22 protein-coding genes are annotated in these 25528 nt (G+C 48.4%); 9 read left to right on the plus strand and 13 right to left on the minus strand.

From position 1 onward, the window contains the following. The first annotated feature begins 2 nt into the window (after positions 1-2). Positions 3-1418: a cytochrome c biogenesis protein gene (locus H6F68_RS01645; RefSeq protein WP_190556004.1), complete on the plus strand. Its 1416-nt coding sequence runs from the start codon at positions 3-5 to the stop codon at positions 1416-1418. Between the two features lie 63 nt (positions 1419-1481). On the opposite strand, the gene queF is transcribed toward H6F68_RS01645, so the two are convergent. Next, a complete protein-coding gene (queF, locus tag H6F68_RS01650) occupies positions 1482-1922 on the minus strand; it encodes a preQ(1) synthase (RefSeq protein ID WP_399312477.1) in 441 nt (146 codons plus the stop codon). Positions 1923-2100: 178 nt separating this feature from the next. Between queF and H6F68_RS01655 the strand changes: the two genes are divergently transcribed. Both H6F68_RS01655 and H6F68_RS01660 read left to right on the plus strand, forming a co-directional pair. Then, entirely contained in the window at positions 2101-2685 is a 585-nt protein-coding gene (locus tag H6F68_RS01655; RefSeq protein WP_190556006.1) for a hypothetical protein, read from the plus strand. Positions 2686-2926: 241 nt separating this feature from the next. Beyond that, positions 2927-3265 carry a P-II family nitrogen regulator gene (locus tag H6F68_RS01660; RefSeq protein ID WP_190431690.1) on the plus strand — a complete coding sequence of 113 codons (339 nt, stop codon included), beginning with the start codon at positions 2927-2929 and terminating at the stop codon, positions 3263-3265. A gap of 110 nt (positions 3266-3375) precedes the next feature. Here the strand turns inward: H6F68_RS01660 and rdgB are convergent, their stop codons facing one another. The 3 genes from rdgB to H6F68_RS01675 form a co-directional block, all read right to left on the minus strand. Continuing rightward, positions 3376-3954, minus strand: a complete 579-nt coding sequence (rdgB, locus tag H6F68_RS01665) for an RdgB/HAM1 family non-canonical purine NTP pyrophosphatase (RefSeq protein ID WP_190556007.1) — start codon at positions 3952-3954, stop codon at positions 3376-3378. 68 nt (positions 3955-4022) lie between these two features. Next, the gene (locus H6F68_RS01670) at positions 4023-5477 is read right to left on the minus strand and encodes a phosphoglucomutase/phosphomannomutase family protein (RefSeq protein ID WP_190556009.1); all 1455 of its coding nucleotides are present in this window, start codon (positions 5475-5477) and stop codon (positions 4023-4025) included. A gap of 81 nt (positions 5478-5558) precedes the next feature. Then, entirely contained in the window at positions 5559-7307 is a 1749-nt protein-coding gene (locus tag H6F68_RS01675; RefSeq protein ID WP_190556011.1) for a diguanylate cyclase, read from the minus strand. Positions 7308-7913: 606 nt separating this feature from the next. On the opposite strand from H6F68_RS01675, the gene H6F68_RS01680 reads away from it, so the two are divergent. Further along, a complete protein-coding gene (locus tag H6F68_RS01680; RefSeq protein ID WP_190556013.1) occupies positions 7914-9971 on the plus strand; it encodes a GAF domain-containing protein in 2058 nt (685 codons plus the stop codon). Positions 9972-9988: 17 nt separating this feature from the next. Here H6F68_RS01680 and H6F68_RS01685 read toward each other — a convergent pair whose 3' ends face one another. Beyond that, positions 9989-10540, minus strand: a complete 552-nt coding sequence (locus H6F68_RS01685) for a hypothetical protein (protein WP_190556015.1) — start codon at positions 10538-10540, stop codon at positions 9989-9991. A 641-nt stretch (positions 10541-11181) separates the two neighbouring features. Here H6F68_RS01685 and H6F68_RS01690 point away from each other — a divergent pair. Both H6F68_RS01690 and H6F68_RS01695 read left to right on the plus strand, forming a co-directional pair. Then, on the plus strand, positions 11182-12213 hold the full coding sequence (locus H6F68_RS01690; RefSeq protein ID WP_190556017.1) for a permease: 1032 nt from the start codon (positions 11182-11184) through the stop codon (positions 12211-12213). Continuing rightward, a complete protein-coding gene (locus tag H6F68_RS01695; protein WP_190556019.1) occupies positions 12203-13009 on the plus strand; it encodes a TIGR03943 family putative permease subunit in 807 nt (268 codons plus the stop codon). Before H6F68_RS01690 ends, H6F68_RS01695 begins: the two co-directional genes overlap by 11 nt. 34 nt (positions 13010-13043) lie before the next feature. On the opposite strand, the gene H6F68_RS01700 is transcribed toward H6F68_RS01695, so the two are convergent. After that, positions 13044-13628 (minus strand): 2OG-Fe(II) oxygenase, encoded by a 585-nt coding sequence (locus H6F68_RS01700; protein ID WP_190556021.1) that lies wholly within the window; start codon positions 13626-13628, stop codon positions 13044-13046. Positions 13629-13680: 52 nt separating this feature from the next. Between H6F68_RS01700 and H6F68_RS01705 the strand changes: the two genes are divergently transcribed. From H6F68_RS01705 to H6F68_RS01715, 3 genes are all read left to right on the plus strand, one after another. Next, positions 13681-15192, plus strand: a complete 1512-nt coding sequence (locus H6F68_RS01705) for an Ig-like domain-containing protein (RefSeq protein WP_190556023.1) — start codon at positions 13681-13683, stop codon at positions 15190-15192. A 71-nt stretch (positions 15193-15263) separates the two neighbouring features. Then, positions 15264-17000 carry a pentapeptide repeat-containing protein gene (locus H6F68_RS01710; RefSeq protein ID WP_190556025.1) on the plus strand — a complete coding sequence of 579 codons (1737 nt, stop codon included), beginning with the start codon at positions 15264-15266 and terminating at the stop codon, positions 16998-17000. A gap of 456 nt (positions 17001-17456) precedes the next feature. Next, positions 17457-19331 (plus strand): iron uptake porin, encoded by a 1875-nt coding sequence (locus H6F68_RS01715; RefSeq protein ID WP_190556027.1) that lies wholly within the window; start codon positions 17457-17459, stop codon positions 19329-19331. 108 nt (positions 19332-19439) lie between these two features. Here H6F68_RS01715 and H6F68_RS01720 read toward each other — a convergent pair whose 3' ends face one another. The 7 genes from H6F68_RS01720 to H6F68_RS01750 form a co-directional block, all read right to left on the minus strand. Continuing rightward, complete coding sequence (locus tag H6F68_RS01720; RefSeq protein ID WP_190431671.1) at positions 19440-19985, minus strand: tetratricopeptide repeat protein; 546 nt, start codon at positions 19983-19985, stop codon at positions 19440-19442. Positions 19986-20039: 54 nt separating this feature from the next. Next, on the minus strand, positions 20040-20879 hold the full coding sequence (locus H6F68_RS01725) for a transporter substrate-binding domain-containing protein (protein ID WP_313929996.1): 840 nt from the start codon (positions 20877-20879) through the stop codon (positions 20040-20042). A gap of 29 nt (positions 20880-20908) precedes the next feature. Further along, the gene (gene rplT / locus H6F68_RS01730) at positions 20909-21268 is read right to left on the minus strand and encodes a 50S ribosomal protein L20 (RefSeq protein ID WP_190556029.1); all 360 of its coding nucleotides are present in this window, start codon (positions 21266-21268) and stop codon (positions 20909-20911) included. A gap of 22 nt (positions 21269-21290) precedes the next feature. Then, positions 21291-21488: a 50S ribosomal protein L35 gene (gene rpmI, locus H6F68_RS01735; RefSeq protein ID WP_190431667.1), complete on the minus strand. Its 198-nt coding sequence runs from the start codon at positions 21486-21488 to the stop codon at positions 21291-21293. An 86-nt stretch (positions 21489-21574) separates the two neighbouring features. Then, positions 21575-22105, minus strand: a complete 531-nt coding sequence (gene pgsA, locus H6F68_RS01740; RefSeq protein ID WP_190556031.1) for a CDP-diacylglycerol--glycerol-3-phosphate 3-phosphatidyltransferase — start codon at positions 22103-22105, stop codon at positions 21575-21577. Positions 22106-22252: 147 nt separating this feature from the next. Further along, positions 22253-22936, minus strand: coding sequence for a sugar transferase (locus H6F68_RS01745; protein ID WP_190556033.1), 684 nt, complete (start codon positions 22934-22936; stop codon positions 22253-22255). 437 nt (positions 22937-23373) lie between these two features. Next, the gene (locus H6F68_RS01750) at positions 23374-25494 is read right to left on the minus strand and encodes a hypothetical protein (protein WP_190556035.1); all 2121 of its coding nucleotides are present in this window, start codon (positions 25492-25494) and stop codon (positions 23374-23376) included. Positions 25495-25528: the final 34 nt, after the last annotated feature.

Below are 25528 nucleotides of genomic sequence, written 5' to 3' on the forward strand. Positions count from 1 at the left end.
AAATGACTACAGACAATACATTTCTATCCAAAATTTTGGATTTAAGGACTGGTCCTCAACGCTTTTTTCAAAAAGAATTGCTGCCGCTGCTAGCAGATTTGCGGTTGGCCATTGTGCTGCTCTTAGCGATCGCGGTGGCGAGTATCTCCGGTACTGTAATTGAGCAAGGTCAATCGATCGCTTTTTATCAAGCGAACTATCCCGAAGACCCAGCTTTGTTTGGCTTTCTCTCTTGGAAAGTGCTGTTAGCGGTAGGGTTGGATCATGTCTACCGGACTTGGTGGTTTTTGGCGATCCTTATTTTGTTTGGGGGCAGTCTGACCGCTTGTACGTTTACTCGCCAATTTCCGGCGCTAAAAGCGGCACGACAATGGAAATTTTATGAGCAGCCCCGCCAGTTTCAAAAGTTAGCGCTCAGCGCGGAGTTGGAAATAGGCTCCTTAGAAGCTTTAGTTCCTCTTTTAGAAAGGCAACGCTACAAAGTTTTTCAAGAGGGAGAAAAGCTGTATGCCCGCAAAGGCTTAGTGGGACGCGTCGGGCCGATTGTGGTGCATGCCAGCATGTTACTGATCTTGGGGGGGGCTATTTGGGGAGCTATGACTGGCTTTATGGCTCAAGAAATGATTCCCAGTGGAGCCACGTTTAAGATTCAAAACATTGTGGATGCGGGGCCTTGGGCGGGGGCACAGGTGCCGAAAGATTGGTCAGTTCGGGTGAATCGTTTTTGGATTGACTATACGCCTGAGGGCGCGATTGATCAGTTTTATTCAGACTTGTCGGTGCTGGATAGTCAAGGACAGGAAATTAAGCGTAAGACGATTCATGTGAACGAGCCATTGCGGCACAAAGGCGTGACTTTGTATCAGGCGGATTGGGCGATCGCGGCTGCTCAAGTCCGACTCAACAAAAGTCCTGTGTTTCGCTTACCTATGGGACAGCTAGAAACAGGCGGTGCAGGCCGAATCTGGGGAACCTGGGTGCCTACTAAACCAGATCTAAGCGCTGGCGTGTCCCTTGTAGCTAAAGATTTACAAGGCATGCTGCTGATCTACGACATTCAAGGCAAGCTTGTTGCCACTGTACGTTCAGGGATGGCGGTCGATGTGAATGGCGTCACGCTGTCTGTGGTGGATTTAATTGGCAGTACAGGTTTGCAAATCAAGGCTGACCCAGGGATACCGGCGGTCTACGCTGGGTTTGGGCTCTTAATGTTGAGCGTCATGATGAGCTATGTCTCTCACTCGCAAGTTTGGGCTTTGCAGAAAGAGGGACGCTTCTATGTCGGTGGCAGAACTAATCGGGCGCAAGTTGCCTTTGAGCGGGAGTTGCTAGAAATTCTCGATCGCCTGAGTCAACCTACCTCTTCACCTGCTAAGCCTGCGATCGCTGCTGAAGCTCTTACGCCATCGGCCCGCTAGAAATTCGGGCATTGGTTGATATGCGGTAGGGGCAACCCTTGTGGTTGCCCTCATTGTCTAACTTTAATGATCCTTTTGGTGATGCACTTCCACTACGGTGTGGACATTACCGCGGGGATTAAAGTCACCTTTAACTCTGATCTCTAGAGGGTCAGCAGCGGCGACGAAATCATCCAAAATTTGGTTGATCGATTCTTCGTGGGAAACATAGCGATCGCGATAGCTATTGATGTACAGCTTCAGCGCTTTTAGCTCTACCACGCGCTGATCAGGTACATAGGTAATGTGAATCGTAGCGAAATCAGGATATCCCGAAAACGGACACTTACAGGTAAATTCTGGCAAGGTGATGCTGACATCATAACGTCGTCCCAGCCGAGGATTGGGAAAAGTGATCAGTTGTCCTTCAGCGATTTGCCGTTCTCCGTACTTCACCTGAGACGCAGATTCAGCGATCGCATCAGGCTCAAATACCATATTTGGAGAGGCTGGAGAGTGATTCATAGTCATGCAAAGACAAACGTTGACGAATGGATGGATCTGAGTTTGCGGGCTGAATTTGCAGATTTGTAGCGAATTCCTTGACGAATCGCTGTTAGATTGCTCTAATTTCATCTATTCTGGGGCATAGATCAATCGACTAATTGACCGATGCTGCCCTGTAGGATTTCAGCTCAACCCTATGACATCCCATCTCAATACTAAGCCACCAATGCGCAACGTTACGGCCTCTAGTTACACTGGGCAAGCTACAGCTAATGGTTATGCTCCCTCGGTGCCTATTTCGGTATACCGCGAGTTGGCTGCCGAGCTGCAAGCCACCCGCGCCATGCTCGATTCCCTCAACAATCAGAATCAAAATTTAGCTAAGCAAAATCAACAACTACGGACAGAAGTTGACAAAGTTGTTCAGTCCGCTTTGCAGTTACAAAAGGTAGCGGGTTCCCAGCAACCTCTCAGCCGCAGTGTTGTGGCTGAAGTAGCGTATGCAAGACCCGATATTGTGGTTGAGCCGAGTTATTTCACCCCTGAACCTGCTCGATCCATGCCCCGGAGTTTTAATCCTCGACCAGAGCCAGCCGAACCGACGGTGGTTTCAGAAAAGCTATTTACTGAGCAAGCAGAAACACGGCCTCGTCGTAGTCCCCAAGGGGAGCAATCACCTGAGTTAGGTGGTTTTTGGTTAGCAGCAGTTATCTTTCTGATTGTTGTCTCAGCCTTTGGGGCAGGCTTCTTGATTGTGCGTCCTTTTTTACCTAGCCGTTAAATAGATGTTGGTAGGCATGTATTGCAGCCGCTTCAATCCGCTTCAGAGATAAACAGGTCTGACTAAAGGATTAGTCAGACGATAAAATTTGTTGACAGCGTCAAGTCTTATAAAGTACAGCTAAGTACTGCGATGCCTGCCCAAGCAAATGTATTTTTTGATACAAAAGTCTGGGTTTGAGCGGTGATAGAAAGTGTCATGCTGGTCAATTGGTAGAAAAACGGTCTGAGGAGTTAAGCACTTGAAAAAAGTTGAAGCTATTATTCGGCCCTTTAAACTGGACGAAGTCAAAATTGCTTTAGTGAATGCTGGCATTGTTGGTATGACTGTCTCTGAAGTCCGAGGCTTTGGACGCCAGAAGGGTCAAACTGAGCGCTATCGCGGTTCCGAGTACACGGTTGAGTTTTTGCAAAAGCTCAAAGTGGAAATTGTGATTGAGGACGACCAGGTTGATATGGTGGTTGAGAAGATCATCACCGCTGCTCGAACGGGTGAAATTGGGGACGGCAAAATCTTTATTTCGCCAGTGGAACAAATCATCCGCATTCGGACTGGGGAAAAGAACCTCGAAGCAATCTGAGCACGGCTGGCAATCGGTTTCCTCAGGGCATTAAAGTTTAAGGTTCACCTCAGAAGGTGAACCTTATTTTTGTCTATAACATTTAGAAGCAGCCTATTGCTTTGGGCAACTCAGTCTGCTTTCAGCGATCGCAATTTTGGCATTAAAGCCGCGATGGCTTGACCTCGATGGCTCAGCGATCGCTTCACCTCTGGGGTCATTTCCGCAAAGGTGAGGTGCTTTTCTGGCACGTAGAATACCGGATCATAGCCAAATCCACCCGTACCGCGAGGAGCATGCAGAATTTCTCCCCGACAAACTCCTTCTGATTGCAGGGCGATCGAACCATCTGGGCGAGCGACGACGACGACACAGACAAACTGAGCTTGGCGATTGAGTTCACTGCCGAGTTCAATCAGCAACCGTTCTATTCGCTCTGAGTCGGTTTTGCCATAGCGGGCGGAGTAAACGCCGGGTGCACCTTCTAGGGCTTCTACTTCTAAACCGGAGTCATCCGCGATCGCCCATTCTCCCGTGGCCTGAGCAATTTGCGCTGCTTTCAGAGAAGCGTTGGCGAGAAAGGTGTCCCCAGTTTCTTCCACGTCGAGTTCGGCTGGTTTAAGCTGCAAATCCCAATTGGAACCAGCCAGATATTCTTGCATTTCCCGCAGCTTGCCAGGATTGCCAGTAGCAACAATCAGGGGTCTCATGATAATAAGTCAGGCAGAAACAACAATTCTCCCCTTCCCTAATAGGGAAGGGGTTGGGGGTTAGGTCATTAAAAGGAGTTGGCCCAGTTCTTAGCCCAAGCAAGAGTTTCATGAACTTGGGTGAGGGTTGCGGCTTCGCAGTAGAGGCGGAGCACAGGTTCGGTGCCGCTAAAGCGAATCATGAGCCACCGCTGATCAGGTAAACGAAATTTGTAGCCGTCGGCAGTATTGCAATCAATCACGGCTTGTCCGGCAATTTCAGTCAAGGGATGATTTTGTAGCTGCTCTAGCAACTGTGATCGCACAGCCATACTCGCCAAGGGCAGATCAATGCGATCGTAAGCAGAGATGAAGTTAGTTTTTTCCTGTAACTGGCGGTAAAAATCTGCCAAATCCAACCCAGACTGAGCGATCGCCTCTAGAACGTACAGAGCAGAGAGGAGGGCATCTCGTTCGGGGATGTGATGTCCATAGCCGATACCACCCGATTCTTCGCCGCCCAGCAACACTTGTGCTTCCATCATGCGGTCGGCAATGTATTTGTAGCCCACCGCTGTTTCAAATACAGGTAGGTTGTACAGAGCCGCTACTTTGGGGATGAGGTCGGAGCCGCTGACTGTTTTGACGATTTCACCTTTGAAGCCCCGACGAGCAGTCAGATGATCAATCAAAATCGGAATCAGCACTTGAGAGCTAAGGAAGTTGCCTTGGCCATCAACCGCAGCAATGCGATCGCTATCTCCATCAAAAACCAATCCAACCGCCAGATTGGAATTAGCAGCTCGGTGGGTTTTGATTTGTTGAAAAAGCTTGTCGAGGTAGCGAGGTAATGGTTCGGGTGCGCCGCCTTCAAAGAGTGGATCGCGATCGCTGTTGAGTTCGTGAATCGGCATGCCTAAAATCTGGGCCAAGCCACCCGCTGCGGCTCCATGCATCACGTCCGCAAAAACAGCTAGGTTGCCTTGGGCGATCGCATTTTGAATCAGAGCAATATCGACTTTTTGGCGAATCGCTTCGCAGTAGCTCGGCCAAGGATCAAAGCTTTGGATGGTGCCAGGCGAATTAGTAGTTGCAGCGGGTGGCGTTGCTAGCAAGGCTTCAATTTGCTTGGTGACTTCTGGAGATACTGAGCCTCCAAACGCTCCTTTAACTTTTAAGCCAGAGTAGCTACCCGGATTATGGCTGGCTGTAATTACCAAGGCTCCCAAAGCATTTTCTTGCTTGGCGGCCCAACTAAAGGCAGGTGTAGGTGCGTAGGTACTGGTTAGCAAGACATCGAAGCCTGCGGCTTGCACTGCTTCGGCAGTCGTACGGGCAAACTCTTCCGATAAGAAGCGGCGATCGTGCCCGACAATAATCGTGCGGCTACCTGTCGCCCCATACACTTGAGCCAGAACTTGAGCGGCAATCGGTGCCACCAACGCCAAACGCTCAAATGTAAAGTCTGCGGCAATTACACCTCGCCAACCATCTGTACCAAATTTGATTGAGTCGGTTGCTGGCACAGAGGAAGGGTGAACCATGCTCAAATTCGCCTCCAAAGACACTCTCGCGATCGCTGTTTCTTTAAACTGCTCAACTCTAGCATTTGCACTTACGGATGTCTAAAGCACGATGGCGCGATCGCGACCTTGACGCTTCGCCTCATACAAAGCTCGGTCAGCTCGCTGTACCGTATCCCAGGCATCTTGATCGCTAGTGGGGTCTTGCTGAGCCACGCCAAAACTAGCACTAATTTCCAACGGTCCAATCGTGGTCTCGAAAGCAGTAGAGCGAATCGCCAGCCGCAACCGCTCAGCGACTTCAAAGGCTCTGTCTAGCGTCACATCCATTAGCAGAATGACAAACTCTTCACCACCGTACCGATAAGCGGATGTGCCAAACCGTAGCTGTTTTTGCAGTCGTTGGGCCAAGCTGTACAACACCTCATCCCCCACTAAGTGGCCATAAGAGTCGTTGATCAGCTTGAAGTAGTCGATATCACACACAATCACACTGAAGGGCGGCTGCAAGTTCCACTGGGCAGGAGCGCTGAGTTGAGCCAGCTCCCGCTCTAGCGATCGCCGATTTAGCAATTGCGTCAATTCATCATGAATAACTTCCAGTTGTAAGGAATTATTTTGCAAGCGTAGAGTTTCTTGCTTGAACCAAAGGCTTTGATAGTGCTGGGCATTGGTCAAAGCTACCGCAGCTTGGTCTGCGACCTGCCGAATCGTCTGGAGTTCATCTAGCTCGTAAACTCTTTCCTTTTCGTAAGACAACAGCAGGACTGCGCCAAAAAACTCATCTTGGACGAACAACGGCACAATTAAAGCGGCAAAAGCTTGAATTTCACGCAACCAATTTAATAGCGGGTCAGACTCCTGTTGGCTCAGTTCTAACTCCAGATAGGAAGCCGCACCCTGGAGAAACATCTCAACTGTGTCCTGCCAGAGATCACGGGCGATATGGCGATTCTCTAGCGGCTGAAAGCAGCGCTCTGGATGGTCCCAAGCAGCCAAGATATGGACTGGATCGCCTCGCAGATCTACTAAAATGCAGCGATCGCTGTTCAACCCTTGGCCCAACTCCGCCACAATGCATTCCACAATTTCATTGGGGTTGAGGCTGGAGTTCAGCAACCGCACAATTCGACCCACTAGGGCCGCCTGTTGCCGCGATTGTTCGAGACGTTCCCGCCAGTGCAGCGCATTCAGCGCCAATACTACCTGGCTGCAAATTACTTCTAGCGTTTCAACTTCCTCGACCATCCAAGCCTGAGCGGCTGCAACTGTAGGCTGAGGCGTAGGTACTTTAGGGTTAAAGTAAGAGCGCAGAAATGGCTTACGCCTTGTCTCTAGAGCGGGTAAATGTGTAGCAGCTTGCGGTAAGTGGCGCTGCAATTGCAGGACAAAGCGGAGGCGATCGCCATTCCAAGCAGGCACAATCAAGCTTTCCCCAAACAGTCTAGCGGCATGTGAGAGGTGCTGCTGGTCTAACAACCATTGAGGTGACTTTGACAGATAGCAAATCTGAATTTTCGACTCCTGGGCTGGCGGAGCAGTTAAAATCAGTCCGGGAGTCTCGGCTAGAGTGGGAATTAAGCTCAGCTCCTGTTTCAGGCTTTGCAAAGCTCGATCCGTGCCATAAACTTGAATGCCCTCAGCCACTTCAGGGTCAAACCCCGTCCAGAGTAGGCACTCAACTTGATGCTCAGCGGCGATCGCTTCTACAATCTGTTGTAATAGGGAGTTTGCTGAGGCGAGATTAATGACTGCTGCTTCTACCAAAGGGTAGATGGATTTCCAATTAGGCTGCCTGAATCTTGATTGAAGCATTTGAGGATCACTAACTTGTACCGTTGCAGCACCCATAAACTTCTATCTTAAGAACTGGAACTCGTTCTTAGGAACTAGCTTAAGGATTGGAATATCTAAAAAAAATTCTTGATTAAAGCCTAAAAAGTAATTACTTTTAGATCCTTATAAATTCCCAAAACTTAAGCAAAAGCGATAGAATTTTTTCCATAGGGCAGACTCTTTAGCTTTCCGGTTATCCCATTTAGCGATTGGTTTTAGATCTCGGGTGCGTCTAATTTGCCGATGAACTAGCTAGACTGGATAAAGGCAAGCTCTTTGTAAGAGTGAATCTGTTCTTTATGCATCTCCACCAGCATCTCCACTAGACATCGCTTCAATTTACTTAAGTAAAAATACAGAGATCTAGCACAAGCAGCGATCGCCTCTTGTGATTTTGAACACCACAGACCTCTTCTGTCCTAAGACAGATGTAGGACGAAAATTTATTTTGATTAGATTGATCTAATTTTAATAATTTGAGCAACCAATACGCTATTTCAGCGTCTATTGCTTTGTTTAGAAAAACTAGTAAAACATTTAATTCCTTAAAAGCCTGCTTTTAGTCAAATTTATTCATTCGTTATTTACAAGACCTAAAGCCGCAAAAGCAGTTGAGAATTTATGTCCTCTGAAGTCAATAGCTCTCCTCTTCATTCACATTGTCAAGCATTTTCTCTGGAGAATAATGGGACACATCCGGCTGAAGGTGAGCTATTGGAGCTAGAACTATATAAACGTCAGCGCCATCAAAACTTAACGCAACAACTACAGCAGCAAGTTCAACTCTCTAAGCTGATTAATCAAATTAGTAATGAAATTCGCAGCACTTTAGATTTAGAAGAAATCTTAAATTCTGCTTGTCGTTTACTAGGCCAAGCCCTGAAATGTAGCAGAGCTAGTATTTTAGTCGTGGAGCCAGATGAGGAAGATAGTCTGACAACGATGGGGGAGTATAACCAAGGCGACTATCCCTCTCAACTCGGCAGCAAAATCCCCTTCAGAGATAATCCTCACTTACAAGCCTTGATTGCTCAGCCTAGAGCTTTAGCAGTCACTCGCTTTTTAGAGTTTCCGGGCTTAACCGAGCAAATTAGGGAAGTGGCTCAGGGCTTACAAATTCGCTCCATGATGGCTTTGGCAACTCGTTACCAAGGCAAGGTCAATGGCATTATTGGGCTGCATCAGTGCGATCGCGAACGGGAATGGACGCCTTGGGAAATGGAACTGCTAGAGGGCGTTGGCAGTCAGTTGGCGATCGCCATCAATCAAGCTTGGCTATATAGTGAAACCCGGCGACAGGTGGAGCAGGAATCTCTCCTGCGCTTAGTCACGAATCAAATTCGCAGCACTTTGGACTTACAGACCATCTTGCAGACAGTAGTGCGAGAAGTGCGGCACTTACTCGACACCGATCGGGTGGTAATCTACCAGTTTTTGGATGCCAACTGGCAAGGCGAAGTCGTTGTAGAGGAAGTCATTAGCCCTTGGATATCGGCATTGGGCCAACTGAGCCAAGACAACTGCTTCTCGGCCAAGTATGCCCAGCAATATCAGGGAGGCCGCGTTCGTGCTATCCACAACATTTTTCAAGCTGGTTTAGACCCTTGCCATGTCAGATTTTTGGAGCGATTACAGGTCAAGGCCAATTTGATTGTTCCCATTGTTATTCGCTCAAAGTTATGGGGGCTCTTAATCGCGCAGGAATGTGGCGCACCTAGGGTTTGGCAAGCCTGGGAAACCGAATTATTACAGAAATTAGCTGACCAAGTCGCGATCGCGATTCAGCAAGCTCAACTGTATACTCAAGTACAAACAGCCGCAGCTCAGTCGCAAGCTCAGGCCGAAACGCTCAAAGCGACGCTAGAAGAACTGCAAACCACACAAATGCAGTTGCTTCAGAGTGAAAAGCTATCTAGCTTAGGACAAATGGTGGCGGGAGTTGCTCATGAAATTAACAACGCTATCACCTTTATTCATGCCAATCTGCCCTATGCCCAACGGTATACCACTGCCTTAAATCAAGCGATCGCCCTTTACGAAGACTGTTGCCCCAATCCTCCAGAGGCGATCGCAGAGTTAATTGCTGAGCAAGAGCTTGGCTATGTGCGGGAGGACTTCCCCAAGCTCATTAGTTCTATGGAGGAAGGTACCAAGCGCATTCGAGAGATTGTTTTAACTCTGCGTAATTTTTCCAGATTAGATGAAGCAGAGCGTAAGTCTGTTGACCTGCATGAAGGCATTGAAAGCACTCTCCTAATCTTGCAGCATCGGGTTAAAACAGGCGTCAAAATTGACAAGCTCTATGGCGAGCTTCCCTCGGTAGAGTGCCATGCAGGACAAATTAATCAGGTCTTTCTCAATCTCTTGGCCAATGCTTTAGATGCGGCTGGGGAAAAAGCAAATATCACCATTCAGACTTGGCATGAAGGCGAGCGCGTGGTTGTCTCAATTCGAGATGACGGACCAGGAATTCCTCTAGAGTTACAGGAGCGCATCTTTGACCCCTTCTTCACGACTAAAGAAGTGGGTAAAGGAACAGGATTAGGACTATCAATTTGCTATCAAATTGTGGTTAAAGGGCACAAGGGCCGTCTGCAATGTTGCAGTCAACCTGGAGCGGGTGCCGAATTTCGAATAGTATTACCTGTTTCTGCTTGCCAGCCTACGGCTACTGACTAGCCTTAACTACCTTGGAGTTAAAGCTGGCTAAAGAAAAAATTGTCCAACGTGAAAGGGGCATCAGATTCAAACAGGATGCTCGCAATTCCTGGGGTTTGTAATTGCAGCGGCTGTTGGGGGAGGGGCGCTAGTTCCGCTTGGCCATCAGCCCACAAGTATCGGTAAGAGCCAATACTCACACGCTCCAAGACGACACCGTTACTATCTAGAGCCGTAAGGGTAACTGGCCGAGTGCCGCTGACCAAAGCTTGCACGATTGCGACAGGTCGGCAAAACTGAGCCTGAATGCCAGCTTGAAACGTGGAAGGCATCAAAACTAAGCAGCCTGAACTGGGTACAAAAATCGGATTAGAGGGCCGAATCGCGATCGCCCCCCAGAACTGAACTCCTAAAGTAGAGTACTGATTTTCTACGCGCTCAAACTCCACTAAATCTTCAAAATCAAGTTGCGTTGGTCCTAATCTTAAAGGGGTAACTTCAGCAGCGGTAGCCCGAACTAAATGATGTCTGCTTGTAGGTGGTGCAAGGGGCTGAGACAGCTCGGTGTGTGACTTCAGGAAGGAGAACATAAGTATTTTAAATTTTTGATGCACTACCTGGGCTCTACAGTTAACTTACGGAGAATTCCGTAAGCAGGCTAGGCAAGCTGTGTCAGTTCCTTGATTGGTCTGACAAAGACAGGCTCTCCGTGACGGCTCAACGGTAGCAAGGTAGTTTTGGAATTAGTTAGATCGCTACTGGAATCGCTTGATTCAATAAATATTTAACTCAACTAAGTTAAATTCGTTACTCTAATACACCCTGAAAATAAGTATTATCTCTGATCAAAATTCAAGTAGCTATTTCTCTGACTTATTACTACCACATGCTTCTTACTAGCTTTTCTTTTTTCATAAACTTTGACAATCTTTCACAAGTGGTAAAGTAGCTACTTCGGTCTTACTTAGGACATAGCTTTTGGCAATCGTTAGCGATACCGGATCTAAGCAAGACATTTTTGTGCTTACTTCTCTTACTATTCCCAGCCTGCTGCCTTTTCTAGTGTGACAATTGACAGATTGTCTAAATGGCTGCTTTAAAGCTCGTTTCTTCCCGATCCTCTTTTAGCACCTGTGCATTTACTGATCGTGAGATACTCAACTCAATTCCTAAACGATTCCGATAAAATGACTGGGATCACGCTCTTCAATCTGAGGAGTGAACGAGGCGCATGGATCTAAACCAATTGAACAGTGCTTTTACGCTGTTCTTAAGCTTGTTAGTCGAGGCGATTCCCTTCTTGATATTGGGAGTACTATTCTCTGGCTTGCTGTTGTTCTTTGTAGATGAGCGCAAACTGATCAAGGTTTTGCCTAAAAATCCTCTATTGGGAGCTTTTGCAGGCAGTTGTGTAGGTTTCTTGTTTCCAGTTTGCGAGTGCGGCAACGTCCCAGTCGCTCGGCGCTTACTCATGCAGGGCGCTCCTGCTCCCGTGGCAATCGGTTTTTTGCTCGCAGCTCCGACCATTAACCCCATCGTGTTTTGGTCAACTTGGATTGCTTTTCGCGATCAACCAGAGATTGTGTTTTTGCGAGTAGGTTTATCCTTGGCGATCGCGACCATCATTGGCTGGGTTTTTAGCGCTCAAGCCGATCTGCGACCTTTATTACAGCCTGCGGTAGCTAGGGCTATGCCAGTGCCGCGCGAGCCCAAAGAAAGCCAGGCGGAGAGTGGGGTTTCGCCTTTGTTACAATCCGGGACTTTTCTGTTGGGTCAAATCGGTCAACCGATTCGCATGGACACCACCGAGTTGCAGGCATCAATGGTCGCAGCAGCCACCATGCGTAAGCCTTTACCAGATCGCTTGTATTTGTTGTTGGAAAATACGGTGCAAGAACTGCGAGAGTTAGGCGGAGTCTTAATTCTAGGCAGTGCGATCGCAGCTCTTATCCAAGTGTTTGTGCCCCGAGAGGTGGTCTTGGGATTAGGCCAAGGTCCAGTTACCTCGATTATTGCCATGATGCTGATGGCGGGTTTGGTCTCCATTTGCTCTACAGTGGATTCGTTCTTCGCTCTGTCCTTTGCTTCTGCCTTTACTAGTGGCTCTTTGCTAGCCTTTCTGGTTTTTGGACCCATGATTGACCTGAAAGGTTTGGGTCTGATGCTGTCTATTTTTCAGGCTAGAGCTGTCATCTATCTATTTGCTTTAGCCGCGCAGTTAACCTTTTTGTTTACCCTCTTCATTAACTTGCATGTCAGTTGAGTCTGCTTCTGGCCGCCGTCCCCGCAGTGGTGAGCAACGTCGCCGCTTATTTTTACCCTGGCTCGACGTAGTGGCGATTAGTGCTTGGGGCATTTTGCTGCTCAAGTACTGGCTCACCGAAAAACTCAGTCTGCTAATTCATCCCAACTACACTTGGCTAGCGATCGCTGGTGGCATTGGTTTGCTGTTGATTGGCGGCGGCAAAGCCCTGACGCTCTTACCCCAATCATTTCAGCGGCGCAATGCAGCGATTCCAGTCCAAACCACTCAGCACCTGTCGCTCTTTCCACCGGGTTGGAGTAGTACCTTGTTGTTGTTCACCGCTATCTTGGGTTTTGTGGTCACGCCCCGCGCTTTTGCTAGCCAGACGGCTATCCAACGCGGAGTTGGGGATGCAATTACTTTAACCAGGGCTCAACCTCAAGCTTTTCGAGCCTCTAGTAACTCCGAATCGCGATCGCTGATCGAGTGGGTGCGCACACTCAATGTGTATCCAGAACCAGATGCTTACACGGGCCAAAAGGTGAAAGTCCAAGGCTTTGTCATCCATGCACCGGAACTGCCAGAGCAGTATTTTCTGCTATCTCGCTTTGTCATTACCTGCTGTGCCGCTGATGCGTATCCAGTCAGTTTGCCAGTGAAGCTAAAAGAAAGCCGCAAAGATTACCCAGTGGACACCTGGCTAGAGATCGAAGGACAGATGATCACAGAAGATCTCGCTGGAAAACGCCAACTGACGATTCAGCCTAAATCGATTAAGAAAATCCCAGAACCTAAGAATCCGTACGACTATTAAACAAAAATCCGTACAAGCTGGATTCCAGCCTGAGCTAGTGGAAAAGCCAAGTCGTAAAGGAATATTTTTCTCCATGTGTGACTGGCAATGACTGATGGGGATGCGTGTAGTAAGACGGAAATACCAAAACGTTGCCAGTTTCGGGCTTTACTTTTAAGTTTTGGCGATCGAAAAACGTTTCTCCGCCTTCAAAGTCCTCATTGAGATAGCCCACAATACTGATATCGCGAGTTGGCACGCCTTGAGCCACTTCCTCAAAGCGATCGCTCAACAATAAGTTATCGACATGGCGCTTGTAGTACTGACCCGGTTGATAGCGCAAAATTGAGCAAGCTTCCGCGTGAGGGAAGGCAACATCATAATGTTGCAGTAATAGTTGTTGAACTACAGCGATTCGAGCCAGCAAAAGTTGATGAGTAGAGTGCAACAACGAATCAGGGCTATCTAGGGACAGCAGGTCATTGCTGCGAATTTGGGCATTCACTGTTGCCACTTCAATACCTGCCGCTTGAAACTGATGGCAGTTCACCACCTCTAAAATGTGTTTGCAGATGCTGGCATCCAGCAAGCCCCGGACCACAAAGATGTCGGCTCCTAAGGGTGTTAAAGTGTAATCCACGAATCACTATCCCCCAATCGACGCGATCGCTACATTTTAGCAACGAGCTTTTATGCAGAAGGCGAACTCCACCGCACCTCTCAAGCCATTTACCCAACCCCTCGATCGCGTGGCCATCGCGCTGATGCTCGTGCTGGCGGTCCTGATCGGCTTACTCCTGTGGAGTGGCGATCGCTCCGCCCCCAAAATTCGGGAGTTTAACTGGCAAAACAAGCAAATTGGGGCAGAGGATACAGCTTTTATTCTCACCTTCAGCCGCCCCATGGAGCAGGCTAGCGTAGAAAAGAATTTGAAACTAGAGCCACCCCTCCCTGGCAAAATTAGTTGGGCAGGTCGCCGCATGGCCTACACCTTAACCATGCCCGCCCCTTACGGCACCAAGTACCAAGTTCAGTTGCAGGATGCTCAAGACCGTTTTACCGCAGAAGGTACAAATCGAGCGTCAATTCAACCATTTTTAGGCCAGTTTCGGACTCGCGATCGCGCCTTTGCTTACATCGGCGTGGAAGGAGAAGAGGAAGGACGGTTGATTCTCTACAACCTATCGCAACAGCAAAAGCGAGTCCTGACCTCAAAAAATCTGGTAGTGATGGACTTCAAAGCTTATCCAGAAGGCGATCGGATTTTATTTGCAGCGACTGAGCGGCAGGCAAATCGTCAAGGAACCCTCGATCAAAAACTGTATACCGTCACGACGGGGATGCATTTCGCCTCTCCTGGTAAACCGATCCGAGAACCCGCCAAGGCAGGTCAGCTCCAGCTCGTCCTCGATAGCAAGGAGTACCAGAACCTTAAGTTTGACCTCTCCCCAGACGGCCAAACCATCGTGATTCAGCGAGTCAACCAACGCAATCCTGGTGACTTTGGGCTCTGGCTTCTCAAGGAAGGAGCAGCCCCTCAACCGCTCAAAACTCAGCCCGGCGGCGATTTCTTAATCACACCGGATAGTAGTGCTTTAGCTTTTGCGCAAGGACAAGGATTAGCAATTCTGCCGTTACAACCTCAAGCCGATCCTTTAGATTTTCTACCCAAATTCGGCATGGTCCTGAGCTTTACTCAGGACGGTTCGGCGGCGGCAATGGTGAAATTCAACACTAACTACACCAAATCACTCTTTTTAGTCACTAACCAAGGCATTCAAAAAGAGGTGCTAAAAACTGAAGGGTCTATTTTGAGCGCTCAGTTTGATCCCACCAAGCAAGTCCTCTACAGCCTGATTACGGAACTAATCCCAGGTAACGAATACCGAGAACGGCCTTTTTTGGTGGCGATAAACCTAAAAACTGCTGAGGCAAAACCCTTGTTGCGATTGCCCGATGACCAACGAGACATCCAAATGAACTTATCTCCTGATGGCTTGGGCTTCCTATTCGACCAAACCATTGCAGCCGCTAAGGAAACCAACGCTGAAACCAATTCTCTCCGCACTGACGACGGCAAAGCGATCGCGACGAGTCGGCTCTGGCTACTGCCTGTCACCCCTCCTAGTCCAACTGAAGCTCCAGCGCAAATGCAACCGGAACAACTCCCCCTGGCTGGACTTCACCCCCGTTGGCTGCCATAACTAAACATGCCAAAGTTACTTTGGCTCCGCTTCCCAATCTGTAATGATGGAGTGAAAGTCAGCGCAGGTACATGCAAGTACAGGAGCTCATCAGTCGATATCAACAAGGAGAGCGTGACTTCGCCCACGTTGACCTTAGTGGTGCCACGCTGAGTGGTATTAACCTCCAAGACGTAGATTTAACTGGAGCCAATCTTGCAGGCGCAAACCTGAGTTGGGCCTTGTTAAGCCGAGCAAATCTGACTGGAGCCTGTTTACGACGCGCAGACCTTAGGAGTGCAGCCCTAAGCAGCAGTACTTTAGCTGAGGCAGTTTTGAGCGGAGCTAACCTAAGCAAGGTTGACTTACGGCTGGCCCAGCTTCAAGCCGCTGATTTGAATTGGGCAAGTTTGCAAGAAGGTGATTTGAGCGGGGCTGATCTGAGTCGGGCCAAGCTCGATCAAATTAATCTTGAAAAAGCTAAATTAAATGGCACTCAGTTTGTGGCAGCCGAATTAATGGAAGCCAACCTGCGGCGGGCTAGCTTAATTAGTGCCAACCTCAGCCAAGCCAATCTCCGAGAAGCCCATTTAGAGGAAGCCAATCTGCGGGAGGCCAAATTAGTTGGCACCAACTTAATTGAAGCTAACCTGAGTGGTGCTTGTTTGCGGCAGGCAGATTTGAGTCAGGCAGATATGCACCGCGTTACCCTCGTTGGCGCTGACTTGAGCGAAGCGGTACTGAACAGTGCGGATCTCAGCCGAGCTAACCTCAGCGGTGCTTATCTCCTCAAAACCAGTTGCAAGAAAACCTATTTGCTGCGGGCTAGCTTACAAGATGTCTATCTTTTACAAGCTGATTTAACCGAGGCAAACTTACGAGGTGCTGACCTGCGTCGTGCTGATCTCAGTGGAGCCTACTTGAATGAGGCGACTCTGAGTGAAGCAGACTTAAGCGATGCCTACTTACTAGAAAGCCATCTAATTCGAGCTAACTTGGACGGAGCTCAACTCACAGGGTGCTGCATCTATAACTGGCACATTGCAGAGTCAGATCTAGCCAAGGTGGAGTGCCGCTACATTTTTACCCAGTTTAACTACACCACCAAAAGCCCAACCGAGCGTTATCCTACTAACCGCGACTTTGAACCCGGAGAATTAGCTCGTCAGTATCAAGGAGGCGACGCCATTGTCGAAGTGGTTTGGCAGGAACTACCGCATTGGGAAGCCTTAATTTTCACCCTGGCTCAGGTAGAACTAGAGTGCCTTGATTTGCGCTTAACGATTAAGTCCTACGACTTAACAGACAACGGCTATTTACTGAAGCTCACAACCGATCGCTCGGTAAACGGCAAAATCTTAGCTCAACGAATTTTGCAACTTTATCCTGAGCTTTTGCCACGTGTACTGTCTCGGCGCTCGGAAATTTTAGGGTTGTTGGGTATAACTGCTCGACCTAGCAATTTAGAGGCTGCCGTCATCACCCCTCAGCCTCAAGCACAGCCACCCACAGTTGCCGCAACGGACAAAGACAAACGCTTGCGGCTCTACCAAGAGGTGGTGCGCCAGATTCAACATATTTTAGTTTCACAGGCTCCCAGTCAGTTCGTGAGCAGTGTCGAGCACCTGTTGGATTACCTCAGGCATCAAGGCATTTCTACAGAAGAAATTCAAAAGAAACTGATTAGTCAGGTCATCGTCAAGCGGGCTCAGCAAGATAAAGCTTTTCTAGAGCACTTAAAGCGCTGGGAACAAACAGCTAACGAATCAACCCGATTGTCATCTGTAGGAGAAGCGGTACGGTTGGCGATCGCCTTGCTTTGGACCTAACGCCATGCAATTATTGCTTGCATAAATAAAATTTGTCTTAAATTTGACTCAGTTTAAGCATCCTTTTTTGTCAAGATTGCCTGACTGTCAACATCATGACTGATAATTACTAAGAGATAGAAAAGACTTAGGGTGCTAAAAGCAACAGAGGGTTGCAGATTGTTCAATCTATATCAACCCAAACTGAGCTTATGCCGTTTTGGCTCAGTTTTTTCAAAGAAGTGTTTGCGGATTATCTCATCTCTGTTTAATGTTTGATTCTTTTTGCGAGATGGGAATGCTCCAAATGGTTAGTGATCAACTTCCTGAAAAACTGAGTCGTCACTGAGTGCAGCCTTTTAATTATTGGCTCTAGCGGCAAAAAATTTATGCAGAGGTGTGTCTAAGTCTCTACCGGCAATAACGATGAAGTATAGAGCTTGGTCACTTATGGTGTTCGAAGGAGTGAATAAAACAATGAAATCCCCAGTGGGCTTAGAAAAGAACGTCTCTTTAGCCCTGTTGTGTACAGTTTTAGGCTTGTTTACAGCAAATGTCTCTCCAGCTGTAGCCGCCACTAACGATAGTACAGATGCGGCTGCGGCCAACCGCTTATCGGCTCTTGAGGTCTTGGCTCCTGAGGCGTCTGTCAAGGAGAGTGAGCCTAGCGATCGCACCACTCAAATAACTGCTTTAGCAGCTGATGCAGCCACTACGACCTCCGCTACCCCAGCGATCGCAGACGCGACCCTGCAAGCTCAAGCTTTGAGCCCGTCTGACGACAGCCCAGGCATGATTGATGTTGCCACTTTAGACCCGGAAAACCCAGAAGCTGCCAGTGATGGCATGGCTCAAGTCACCTCGGTTTCCCAACTCTCTGATGTGCAACCAACCGATTGGGCTTTTCAATCGCTACAGTCTTTAGTAGAACGGTATGGCTGTATCGCGGGTTATCCAGATGGCACCTACCGAGGCAACAGAGCGTTAACTCGCTATGAATTCGCGGCTGGGGTTAATTCGTGCCTAGACCGGATCAATGAGTTGATTCAGGCAGGCACCGATGAGCTGGTGCAGAAAGAAGACTTAGCAACATTACAACGGTTGCAGGAAGAATTCTCTGCTGAACTCGCTACCATCAGAGGCCGAGTCGATTCGCTAGAAGCTCGCACGGCTGAACTGGAAGCAAATCAGTTTTCCACCACAACCAAATTGTTTGGCCAAGCTATCTTTGGCATCCAAGGCCGTACTGACAATACTGCTGACTTTTTCCCAGTCGATGGCGTTAAAGATACAGAAGACCCAGCAACAAACATTAACTTCATCAACAACGTGCAGCTGAGCTTGTTCACACAACTGAGCAATCGCAGCATCTTGCTAACTGGGCTAGCCGCTGGCAATGGCAGCACAGCTCCCCGCCTCAGTAACGATACTAGGCTGGGCTATGAGCTAGACAGCGATAACCAATTCCTCATCAGTGACTTGAGTTTTCGGCATTTAATTGGCAATAACCTTGCCGTGGTTGCGGGTCCTGTTGGCGTTAACGCAGTCAACGTTTTCCGCGGAGCTAACCGAGTTGAAAGTTCTGGTCAAGGCCCAATTTCGGCTTTTGCCCAGCGGAACCCCATCATTAGTATTGGTAATGGCACCGGTGGTGCTGGCTTCGACTGGCAAGTCAGCCCCCGCATTAGCTTGCAGGGTGTTTATTCGGCTAGTGACCCTGCTGACCCCAATGATGCTGGCTTATTTGGCAGCCGCCGCAGCGCCACTACTGCTGGAGCTCAATTGACGGTTTCTCCCACTGACACGATTGACCTAGCGCTCCATTACCTCAACTCCTATAACCCTTCTGGGTCTAACTTTGCTGGCAGTCTAGGTTTAGGGATTGGTGATGACCAAGTCACCATTGGTTCTGGCCTCAAAACGGATGCCTTTGGTGCCACTGTAGCTTGGCGCGCTACCCCAGGGATTACGGTAGGCGGTTGGGGTGGCTTTACTAATTCGCGGATTCCTAATCGCGATGGCAATGTAGAAACCACCAACTGGATGGCGTTCCTCAACTTCCCCGACTTGTTCGGTGAAGGCAATTTGGGCGGAATTTATGTAGGCCAGCCACCTAAAATTACCGAAAGCGACTTACCAGCAGGTCAGAATATTCCTAACTTGCTAGCAGGCGGAGCAGGAACTGAAGGAGATCAACCCGGTACAACAACTCACTTAGAAGTGTTCTACCGTTATCGCGTCTCTGACAACATCACGATTACACCTGGTGTGATTGTGCTCTTCAACCCAGGTAATGCACCTGAAAGCGACACCGTAGGAATTGGTGCCCTGCGAACCACATTTACTTTCTAACCCCTAGCTTGTTCAATAAGCCTAGGCAAAAAGCGATCGCCCCAGCTAATCTTTCAAGCCAGGGCGATCGCTTTGATATTGCATGTCAGAGCAAGCTCTTGTCAATCTTTATTTTTCAGCACTTGCTGTGGTTGAAACCAAGCGCTTCTTCAAAGACTCAGCTCGACGCTTAGCCGTTAAGCTTTGGGGGTCCAGCTTAAGGGCTTCTTCATAGGATTCTAGAGCTTGAGACATGAGCTGCTTGCGCTCATAAGCGTGCCCAATATTATTGAGAGCCGTCACATAATTAGGGCTTAGTTTTAGAGCTTCTTTGTAATGACGAATGGACAAATCATACTGCTCTTGAGCAAAGTAGGCATAACCAAGCGCGTTGTAGATTAGCGCTGTGTTCTCCTCTCCTTCTAAATCAGGTGATTTAAGGGCTTTTTGCAGTTGTATGACTGCCTGAGAAAACAAATTTTTCTCTAAGTAGATACTGCCAAGTTCATAGTATTCTTCGGCTGTACCTTTTTCTTTATTCAGCTTATTCTGCAAGCGCGAAATCGAAGTTTCAATCTTGCGAGTTTTCAACACTTGGCGAAGAATCGCCCAGCCTGCGCTTGCCAACAAAGTTAGCAAGATTGACAAATAGACGATGGGAAGCAAGCTATCCATATTTGTTATGCGTGAGCACCGCTAAGCAATCTGGTTTAAATAGAATTTACCTGATTAGGGACGCAACATCTCTGTAGGTTTCGTATCCCTATCCTTCAATAAGTTAGCCCACGGTAGACCCCAATAGACAGCTCGTTGTTGCAGCCAACCATCCGAATGCCAACGAGCGATCGCACTATTAACTTGACGTCGCAAGTCGTCGTACTGCACGCCCTTAGGCAGCACTACACACAAAGGCTCCGCAGATAACAAAGTCGGCAGCACATGATATTGAGGATATTCCTGCACCCACCCGCTCAAAACACTGACATCCGCCGCAAAAGCAACGACTTTACCTGACTCTAGGAGGGAGTATGCCGCTGCGTAGGAGTCTACCCCTACCAATTTAGCGCCAGGAACCAGATAACGCACTGTAGCGATCGTACTAGAACCATTCAGCGCGGCCACTGGACGCTGGTTTAAATCAGCTAGTCGCTTGACTGTTGCCGCTTTAGTTACTAAGGCAGTGCCATCTAGATAATAGGGAAGGCTAAAGCTCACTAAACGAGAGCGAGGCTCAGTTGCAGTCACTCTTGCGATCGCGAAGTCTGCTCGACCTGCCAAAACAGATGGAAGGCGATCTTGGTTAGCAACAGGCTGAAGTTGGATGGCATCTGCCTGACCTAGCAGCTCTTGAGCTAAGCGACGAGCCACATCAATTTCAAATCCTTGTAACTGCTGCGCTGAATTTTTGAACGCTAGCGGATATAGGTTTTCTTTAACAGCAACAACCAGGTAGCCCCGTTGTTGAATCGACTTCAACGTTTCAGCACTACCTGATTGACCTGCTAAACTCAGCCCAATTACCAAACAAAGACTAGATACTTTGCTGAAGAAATTCAGCGGCTCAAACACCTTTGATGCTGCCTTACCTAGTTTTTCACTTAGGCTGACTTTGCTTGACTCACCAATTCTAGAACTCTACCGAAGGCCGCTGGATCTAGAACCGCCAGTTGCGCCAACATTTTACGGTTGAGTTGAATGTCAGCTTTCTTGAGGTTGCCAATTAACTGACTGTAGCTCATGCCATGCTGACGAGATGCTGCGTTAATGCGAGCAATCCACAGGCGACGAAAGTCTCTCTTCCGTTTACGGCGATCGCGGTAGGCGTTCCGCAATGCCTTCATCACTTGTTGGTTAGCAGTACGGAAGAGGCGAGAGTGAGACCCCCGGAAACCCTTCGCCAGCTTTAGAATCTTTTTGCGGCGCTTACGAGCGACATTGCCGCGTTTTACTCGTGTCATTGATTTATTGTCCTAGTAACTTTTATAGATAAGGAAGCATCAACCGCACGTTTTCTTCGTCTCTTTCGTGCACAACCGCTACATGAGAGAGCTGGTTTCTGCGCTTAGCGCTTTTGTGCTCTAGCAAGTGGTTCTTGAAAGCTTTACGGCGCAGGATTTTACCGCTGCCGCTGGCTCTAAAACGCTTAGCAGCAGCCTTACGAGTCTTCAGTTTTGGCATGGACTGGCTTTAATTCGACACGGTCTCCAATTTTATCGCTAGTTGTGTCTTGATAGCAAGCGATGGTGAAGAATTGCTGCCTGTCATCAAGAAACAGATTGAGACTGCTGGGGCCACAAATAGATTGCACCCGAGACCCAAGTGAGGCCGACCGCAACCCAAAATGCTATCAGACTAGGCGTGCTCCAGATAGCAGGCAAAGGTGCAATTAAAAGGGCGATCGCTAAAATTTGACTCACTGTTTTGAGCTTGCCCCAGATATTAGCTCCTGTAATGGTGCCGCCTGTCATGGATGGGTTTACCCGCCAGCCTGCGATCGCCAACTCCCGTCCCAGAATCAAAAACACTCCCCAAGCAGGCACTTGACCTAGCTCAATTAAAGACAGCAACGGCGCTAGCACTAGCAGTTTATCAACTAGGGGGTCTAGAAACTTGCCTAAATCTGTGACTTGATTGAGCTTACGGGCTAAATAACCATCTAACCAATCTGTTCCTGCGGCAATGAGGAAGATGGCCACACAAAACCAGCGAGCTTCTGGAGTAGGCTCGTGCAGACCGTAAAGCAGCAAAGGCACGCCTAGTAAACGAGATAGGGTAATCCAGGTAGGAACAGTCATAAAGTATAAAGTCGGTAATATGAGCCAAGCTAGCTATCTGCCATCGTACCGACTGATGTTCCTTGCTGGAGTGAATAAACAGGTTTAAGGTGAAGACGCCGCACAGCAGATCTTCACCTTAGGTTATGGAAATGTTGAGGAATTAATCTAGCAAGCTCCGTCCTTATTAAGAACAACTCCAATCGTTTTAATGATCAGGTAGAGGTCGTAAGCAATAGACCAGCGGCGTTGGTAGCGGAGGTCTAAGCTAATAATCTGTTCAAAATCTTTTACAGTGGACCGACCATGTACTTGCCACTCACCCGTCATACCAGGCTTCACATTGAGTCGTTGCCAGTGACGCTTGTTGTAGCGTTTGACTTCGTCTATGGTAGGCGGACGAGTTCCAACCAGGCTCATGTCTCCTATTAAGACATTCCAAAACTGGGGTAATTCATCTAAACTGGTTCGCCGCAGAAAGCGACCCACGCGAGTCACGCGAGGATCGGCTTGGTTTTTGAAGATATGACCTTTAGCTTCATTGGTGACCAAATGCTTCAGTTGCTCCGCATTTGCCACCATCGAACGAAACTTCCAAATGCGAAAGGGATGACCTTGGCAGCCGCAGCGCATCTGGCTGTAGAGAATAGGGCCTGGATTATCTAGCTGGATTGCGATCGCAACTGGAATAGCGATCACGGCAGTCATGACCAATCCTACTAATGCACCGAGAATATCTAGGAAGCGCTTGATTTTATGATTGACTGATGGGTGTACATCAGCAGCACAACCAAATTTGGTGAAACCACTGGTGGTGAAGTTAGTAGAAGAGAAATCAGAAGTTGTAATCACAGCTGATAGGTGAGTTGCTCTAAGGGTCCTCACTTGCAACTATACGAAGGCACCTTTACAAACCGAAAGGAAAACAAGGGAGGTTCGTCCAATCTTTGAACTTATGACTGGTTATATAAAATTCCGATGTGGTTGTTGCAGTAAAAAACTCAGTTAAAGTGCGACTCTGAAGAGTTCCAAGAACTTCACCTCGTGCTACCGCTGTGGTAATGCGGTAGCACGAGTATGAAAGCCCCTGCTCCAGAGTAAGCGGCTTCAGCAAAAGCCCTGAAACAACATAGCTTGTATAGGAATACTGAAGGCCCTTATGCAAATCAACGGTTAAGCTCAACTGCACATAACAGCAAACACTGATACTAAACAGGTCAGTAGCAGCCTAAAGGAACCGGAAAGAGGCAGAGCATCTAGGCAGAGACCCGGTAGAAGCGATCGCCTGCCTATTCAACAGCCAAGCTCAAATTAACTGCAAATGGCTCTTCCAAAGTTTGTTTGGTATTGGCCATCACTTGAGACAGGTACTCTTGTAAACGCCGACATTGCTCTAGATTCGGGCGATAGACTTGATTACCCTCCTTCAAAAAGAGGGGAGCGGCAGTTAGAGCATGTCCGTCCAGATATTGTTTCGACGATTCTGTGAGACAATTTCTATCTTGCTCTAAGGGCACTAGACCTGGTGGTAAATGACCCTCTAGCAGCGCCAGAATATGTAACTGACAAGCATGAGTGTTAATGCCTCGGCGCTCCAAAAGCTGCATAATTCCAGCAATCGAAACAGGCTGAGAGGGAAAAGCTCGCAATAACTCTAAAAGCAAAAAATAATCGCCATACTGCTGGCGAGGCAAGTCTAGCACTTGAGGATACAACGGCAGCGCTGCTAATCCGTAAGCAACACGGCTACAAGAAACCAAGCGATCGCCCAGAATGGCGGTTTTAGGTTCGGTGGCTTTAGAAGTTGTGACATCGTCAATGTCTTCTGAATGGGCAGTTTTATCGCCTATATTCAAGCTGCGATCGCCTTGATAGGTATCTTGAATAATCGTGGCATTAGGCAACTTCTGGCGTAGCCAACGCGCGATCGCAGGCAAAGAAGCAGTGCCTCCAGTACAAATTGCCTGATTAATTGCTTGCATCGGCAGACCTGTCTGGCTTAGCAAAACATTTAATTCTCGGTTCAGCCGCTGGATAAAGGGGAGAAATACTTGGCTTTCTAATTGCCGTCGCATAATCATCCAACGCTGATCACCCAACTCAAACGTGAATTGCTCTTCGTGTTGCAAGATCAGCTTCAGATGCCTAGCGGCTTCCAACAACCCTTGGCCTAAGGGTGAGCTTTCTAAGCGTTGTTGTAGGCGATGACGAGTTTCCAGGTCGGGTTCGCCGGGAATGGGCAGTGGTATAGTATCTAACCCTAAGCTATCCCAAGATAGACCATCCAACGCTGAGTTTTCTGCCTGCCAGTGCCATTGAGTTTCTACAACATTGCTCCGGGTGGCTGTGCGAGATTGCCGAAACCACTGGGGATGCAGTAGTTGGCAAATAATATCTTGATCAATCACATTGCCTGCATAGGGTAGGCTACGCAGACTGAAGTCACTATAGGTCAAGTCAGGGAGATGGTCGGGTAGATTCACTAGGACCATTTCACTGGTGGTTGCTCCTGCATTGATCACTAGGGTGCCACCTTTCCACTGGGAGCGGTTAGGATTACGCAGCTCCGACAAGACAGCGGCGATCGCATCTTCGACAAAGAAAATTTGCTCGGGGCGAGAGACTAATTTGGCTTCTAGAACTGCTTCTCGCAAATTAAAGTTATAGGTATCTGGCCAATTAGCTGGGTAGCCAAGAATTACCCCTTCTAACTGAGCCAAAGCGGACTTGAGAGCGGGGGCATCTAGACCATTGGCAGCACAGATGACATCGGAGTTGCTAGTAACTGGATTCAGGGTTTGCAACAATGATTGCAAGGCCTGCTGTAACCAACTGAGAGGAATTTGGCGGTAGTCAGACCATTGAATTACAGGTTCCCAGCTATCGGTGGCTGTAGCGTAATGGGGAATACCAACTTTCAGATACGGTTTAATGTTCTGGATGAATAACTCTGGTGTGAGTTCAGTTGCTCCTGGCAAGGCTAGGGTATCAACGGCTATGGCGTCGCGATCGCGTAAAGCCAGCGCTATTGCTTGCGAACCCACCGCAACCCTAGTCTCCGACAATCCATTAGACGTCAATGGCTGAGCTGGCAAATAGACAGCGGTTGGCAGACGATAAGATTTAGTTTCGGCTTCAAGGGCTGCTCGCTCTCGCCAGTAAATCGGATGCAGCTTTTGACTAACGCGATCGAGCAAGACAGCCGAGAAACCAGTGGTACCGCAATCAATCCCCAAATACCAACTCTGCTTCACCCCTCCTATCGCTTCTGAGACTGAAGGCTGGGCTGGCAAAGTTTTATCGTCAGATCCGGTAGGCGGCTCAGCGACGGGTGGCGTAGCAGATTGGACGGTTTCAGGGACAACTTCTGCTGCGGTATTAAAACCCGCAGGTTGAGATACTTGGTTCAACAGCTCATCTGAATAGTTGTGATCCTCCAGCACC

This window comes from Trichocoleus sp. FACHB-262 (genome assembly GCF_014696035.1).
Taxonomy (GTDB): domain Bacteria; phylum Cyanobacteriota; class Cyanobacteriia; order FACHB-46; family FACHB-46; genus Trichocoleus.

What these genes read in the sequence shown, in the direction of transcription:
- H6F68_RS01645 (WP_190556004.1), top strand. Translation starts at nt 3, where the DNA reads ATGACTACAGACAATACATTTCTATCCAAAATTTTGGATTTAAGGACT.
- queF (WP_399312477.1), bottom strand. Translation starts at nt 1,922, where the DNA reads ATGAATCACTCTCCAGCCTCTCCAAATATGGTATTTGAGCCTGATGCG.
- H6F68_RS01655 (WP_190556006.1), top strand. Translation starts at nt 2,101, where the DNA reads ATGACATCCCATCTCAATACTAAGCCACCAATGCGCAACGTTACGGCC.
- rdgB (WP_190556007.1), bottom strand. Translation starts at nt 3,954, where the DNA reads ATGAGACCCCTGATTGTTGCTACTGGCAATCCTGGCAAGCTGCGGGAA.
- H6F68_RS01670 (WP_190556009.1), bottom strand. Translation starts at nt 5,477, where the DNA reads ATGGTTCACCCTTCCTCTGTGCCAGCAACCGACTCAATCAAATTTGGT.
- H6F68_RS01675 (WP_190556011.1), bottom strand. Translation starts at nt 7,307, where the DNA reads ATGGGTGCTGCAACGGTACAAGTTAGTGATCCTCAAATGCTTCAATCA.
- H6F68_RS01680 (WP_190556013.1), top strand. Translation starts at nt 7,914, where the DNA reads ATGTCCTCTGAAGTCAATAGCTCTCCTCTTCATTCACATTGTCAAGCA.
- H6F68_RS01685 (WP_190556015.1), bottom strand. Translation starts at nt 10,540, where the DNA reads ATGTTCTCCTTCCTGAAGTCACACACCGAGCTGTCTCAGCCCCTTGCA.
- H6F68_RS01690 (WP_190556017.1), top strand. Translation starts at nt 11,182, where the DNA reads ATGGATCTAAACCAATTGAACAGTGCTTTTACGCTGTTCTTAAGCTTG.
- H6F68_RS01695 (WP_190556019.1), top strand. Translation starts at nt 12,203, where the DNA reads ATGTCAGTTGAGTCTGCTTCTGGCCGCCGTCCCCGCAGTGGTGAGCAA.
- H6F68_RS01705 (WP_190556023.1), top strand. Translation starts at nt 13,681, where the DNA reads ATGCAGAAGGCGAACTCCACCGCACCTCTCAAGCCATTTACCCAACCC.
- H6F68_RS01710 (WP_190556025.1), top strand. Translation starts at nt 15,264, where the DNA reads ATGCAAGTACAGGAGCTCATCAGTCGATATCAACAAGGAGAGCGTGAC.
- H6F68_RS01715 (WP_190556027.1), top strand. Translation starts at nt 17,457, where the DNA reads ATGAAATCCCCAGTGGGCTTAGAAAAGAACGTCTCTTTAGCCCTGTTG.
- H6F68_RS01720 (WP_190431671.1), bottom strand. Translation starts at nt 19,985, where the DNA reads ATGGATAGCTTGCTTCCCATCGTCTATTTGTCAATCTTGCTAACTTTG.
- rplT (WP_190556029.1), bottom strand. Translation starts at nt 21,268, where the DNA reads ATGACACGAGTAAAACGCGGCAATGTCGCTCGTAAGCGCCGCAAAAAG.
- rpmI (WP_190431667.1), bottom strand. Translation starts at nt 21,488, where the DNA reads ATGCCAAAACTGAAGACTCGTAAGGCTGCTGCTAAGCGTTTTAGAGCC.
- pgsA (WP_190556031.1), bottom strand. Translation starts at nt 22,105, where the DNA reads ATGACTGTTCCTACCTGGATTACCCTATCTCGTTTACTAGGCGTGCCT.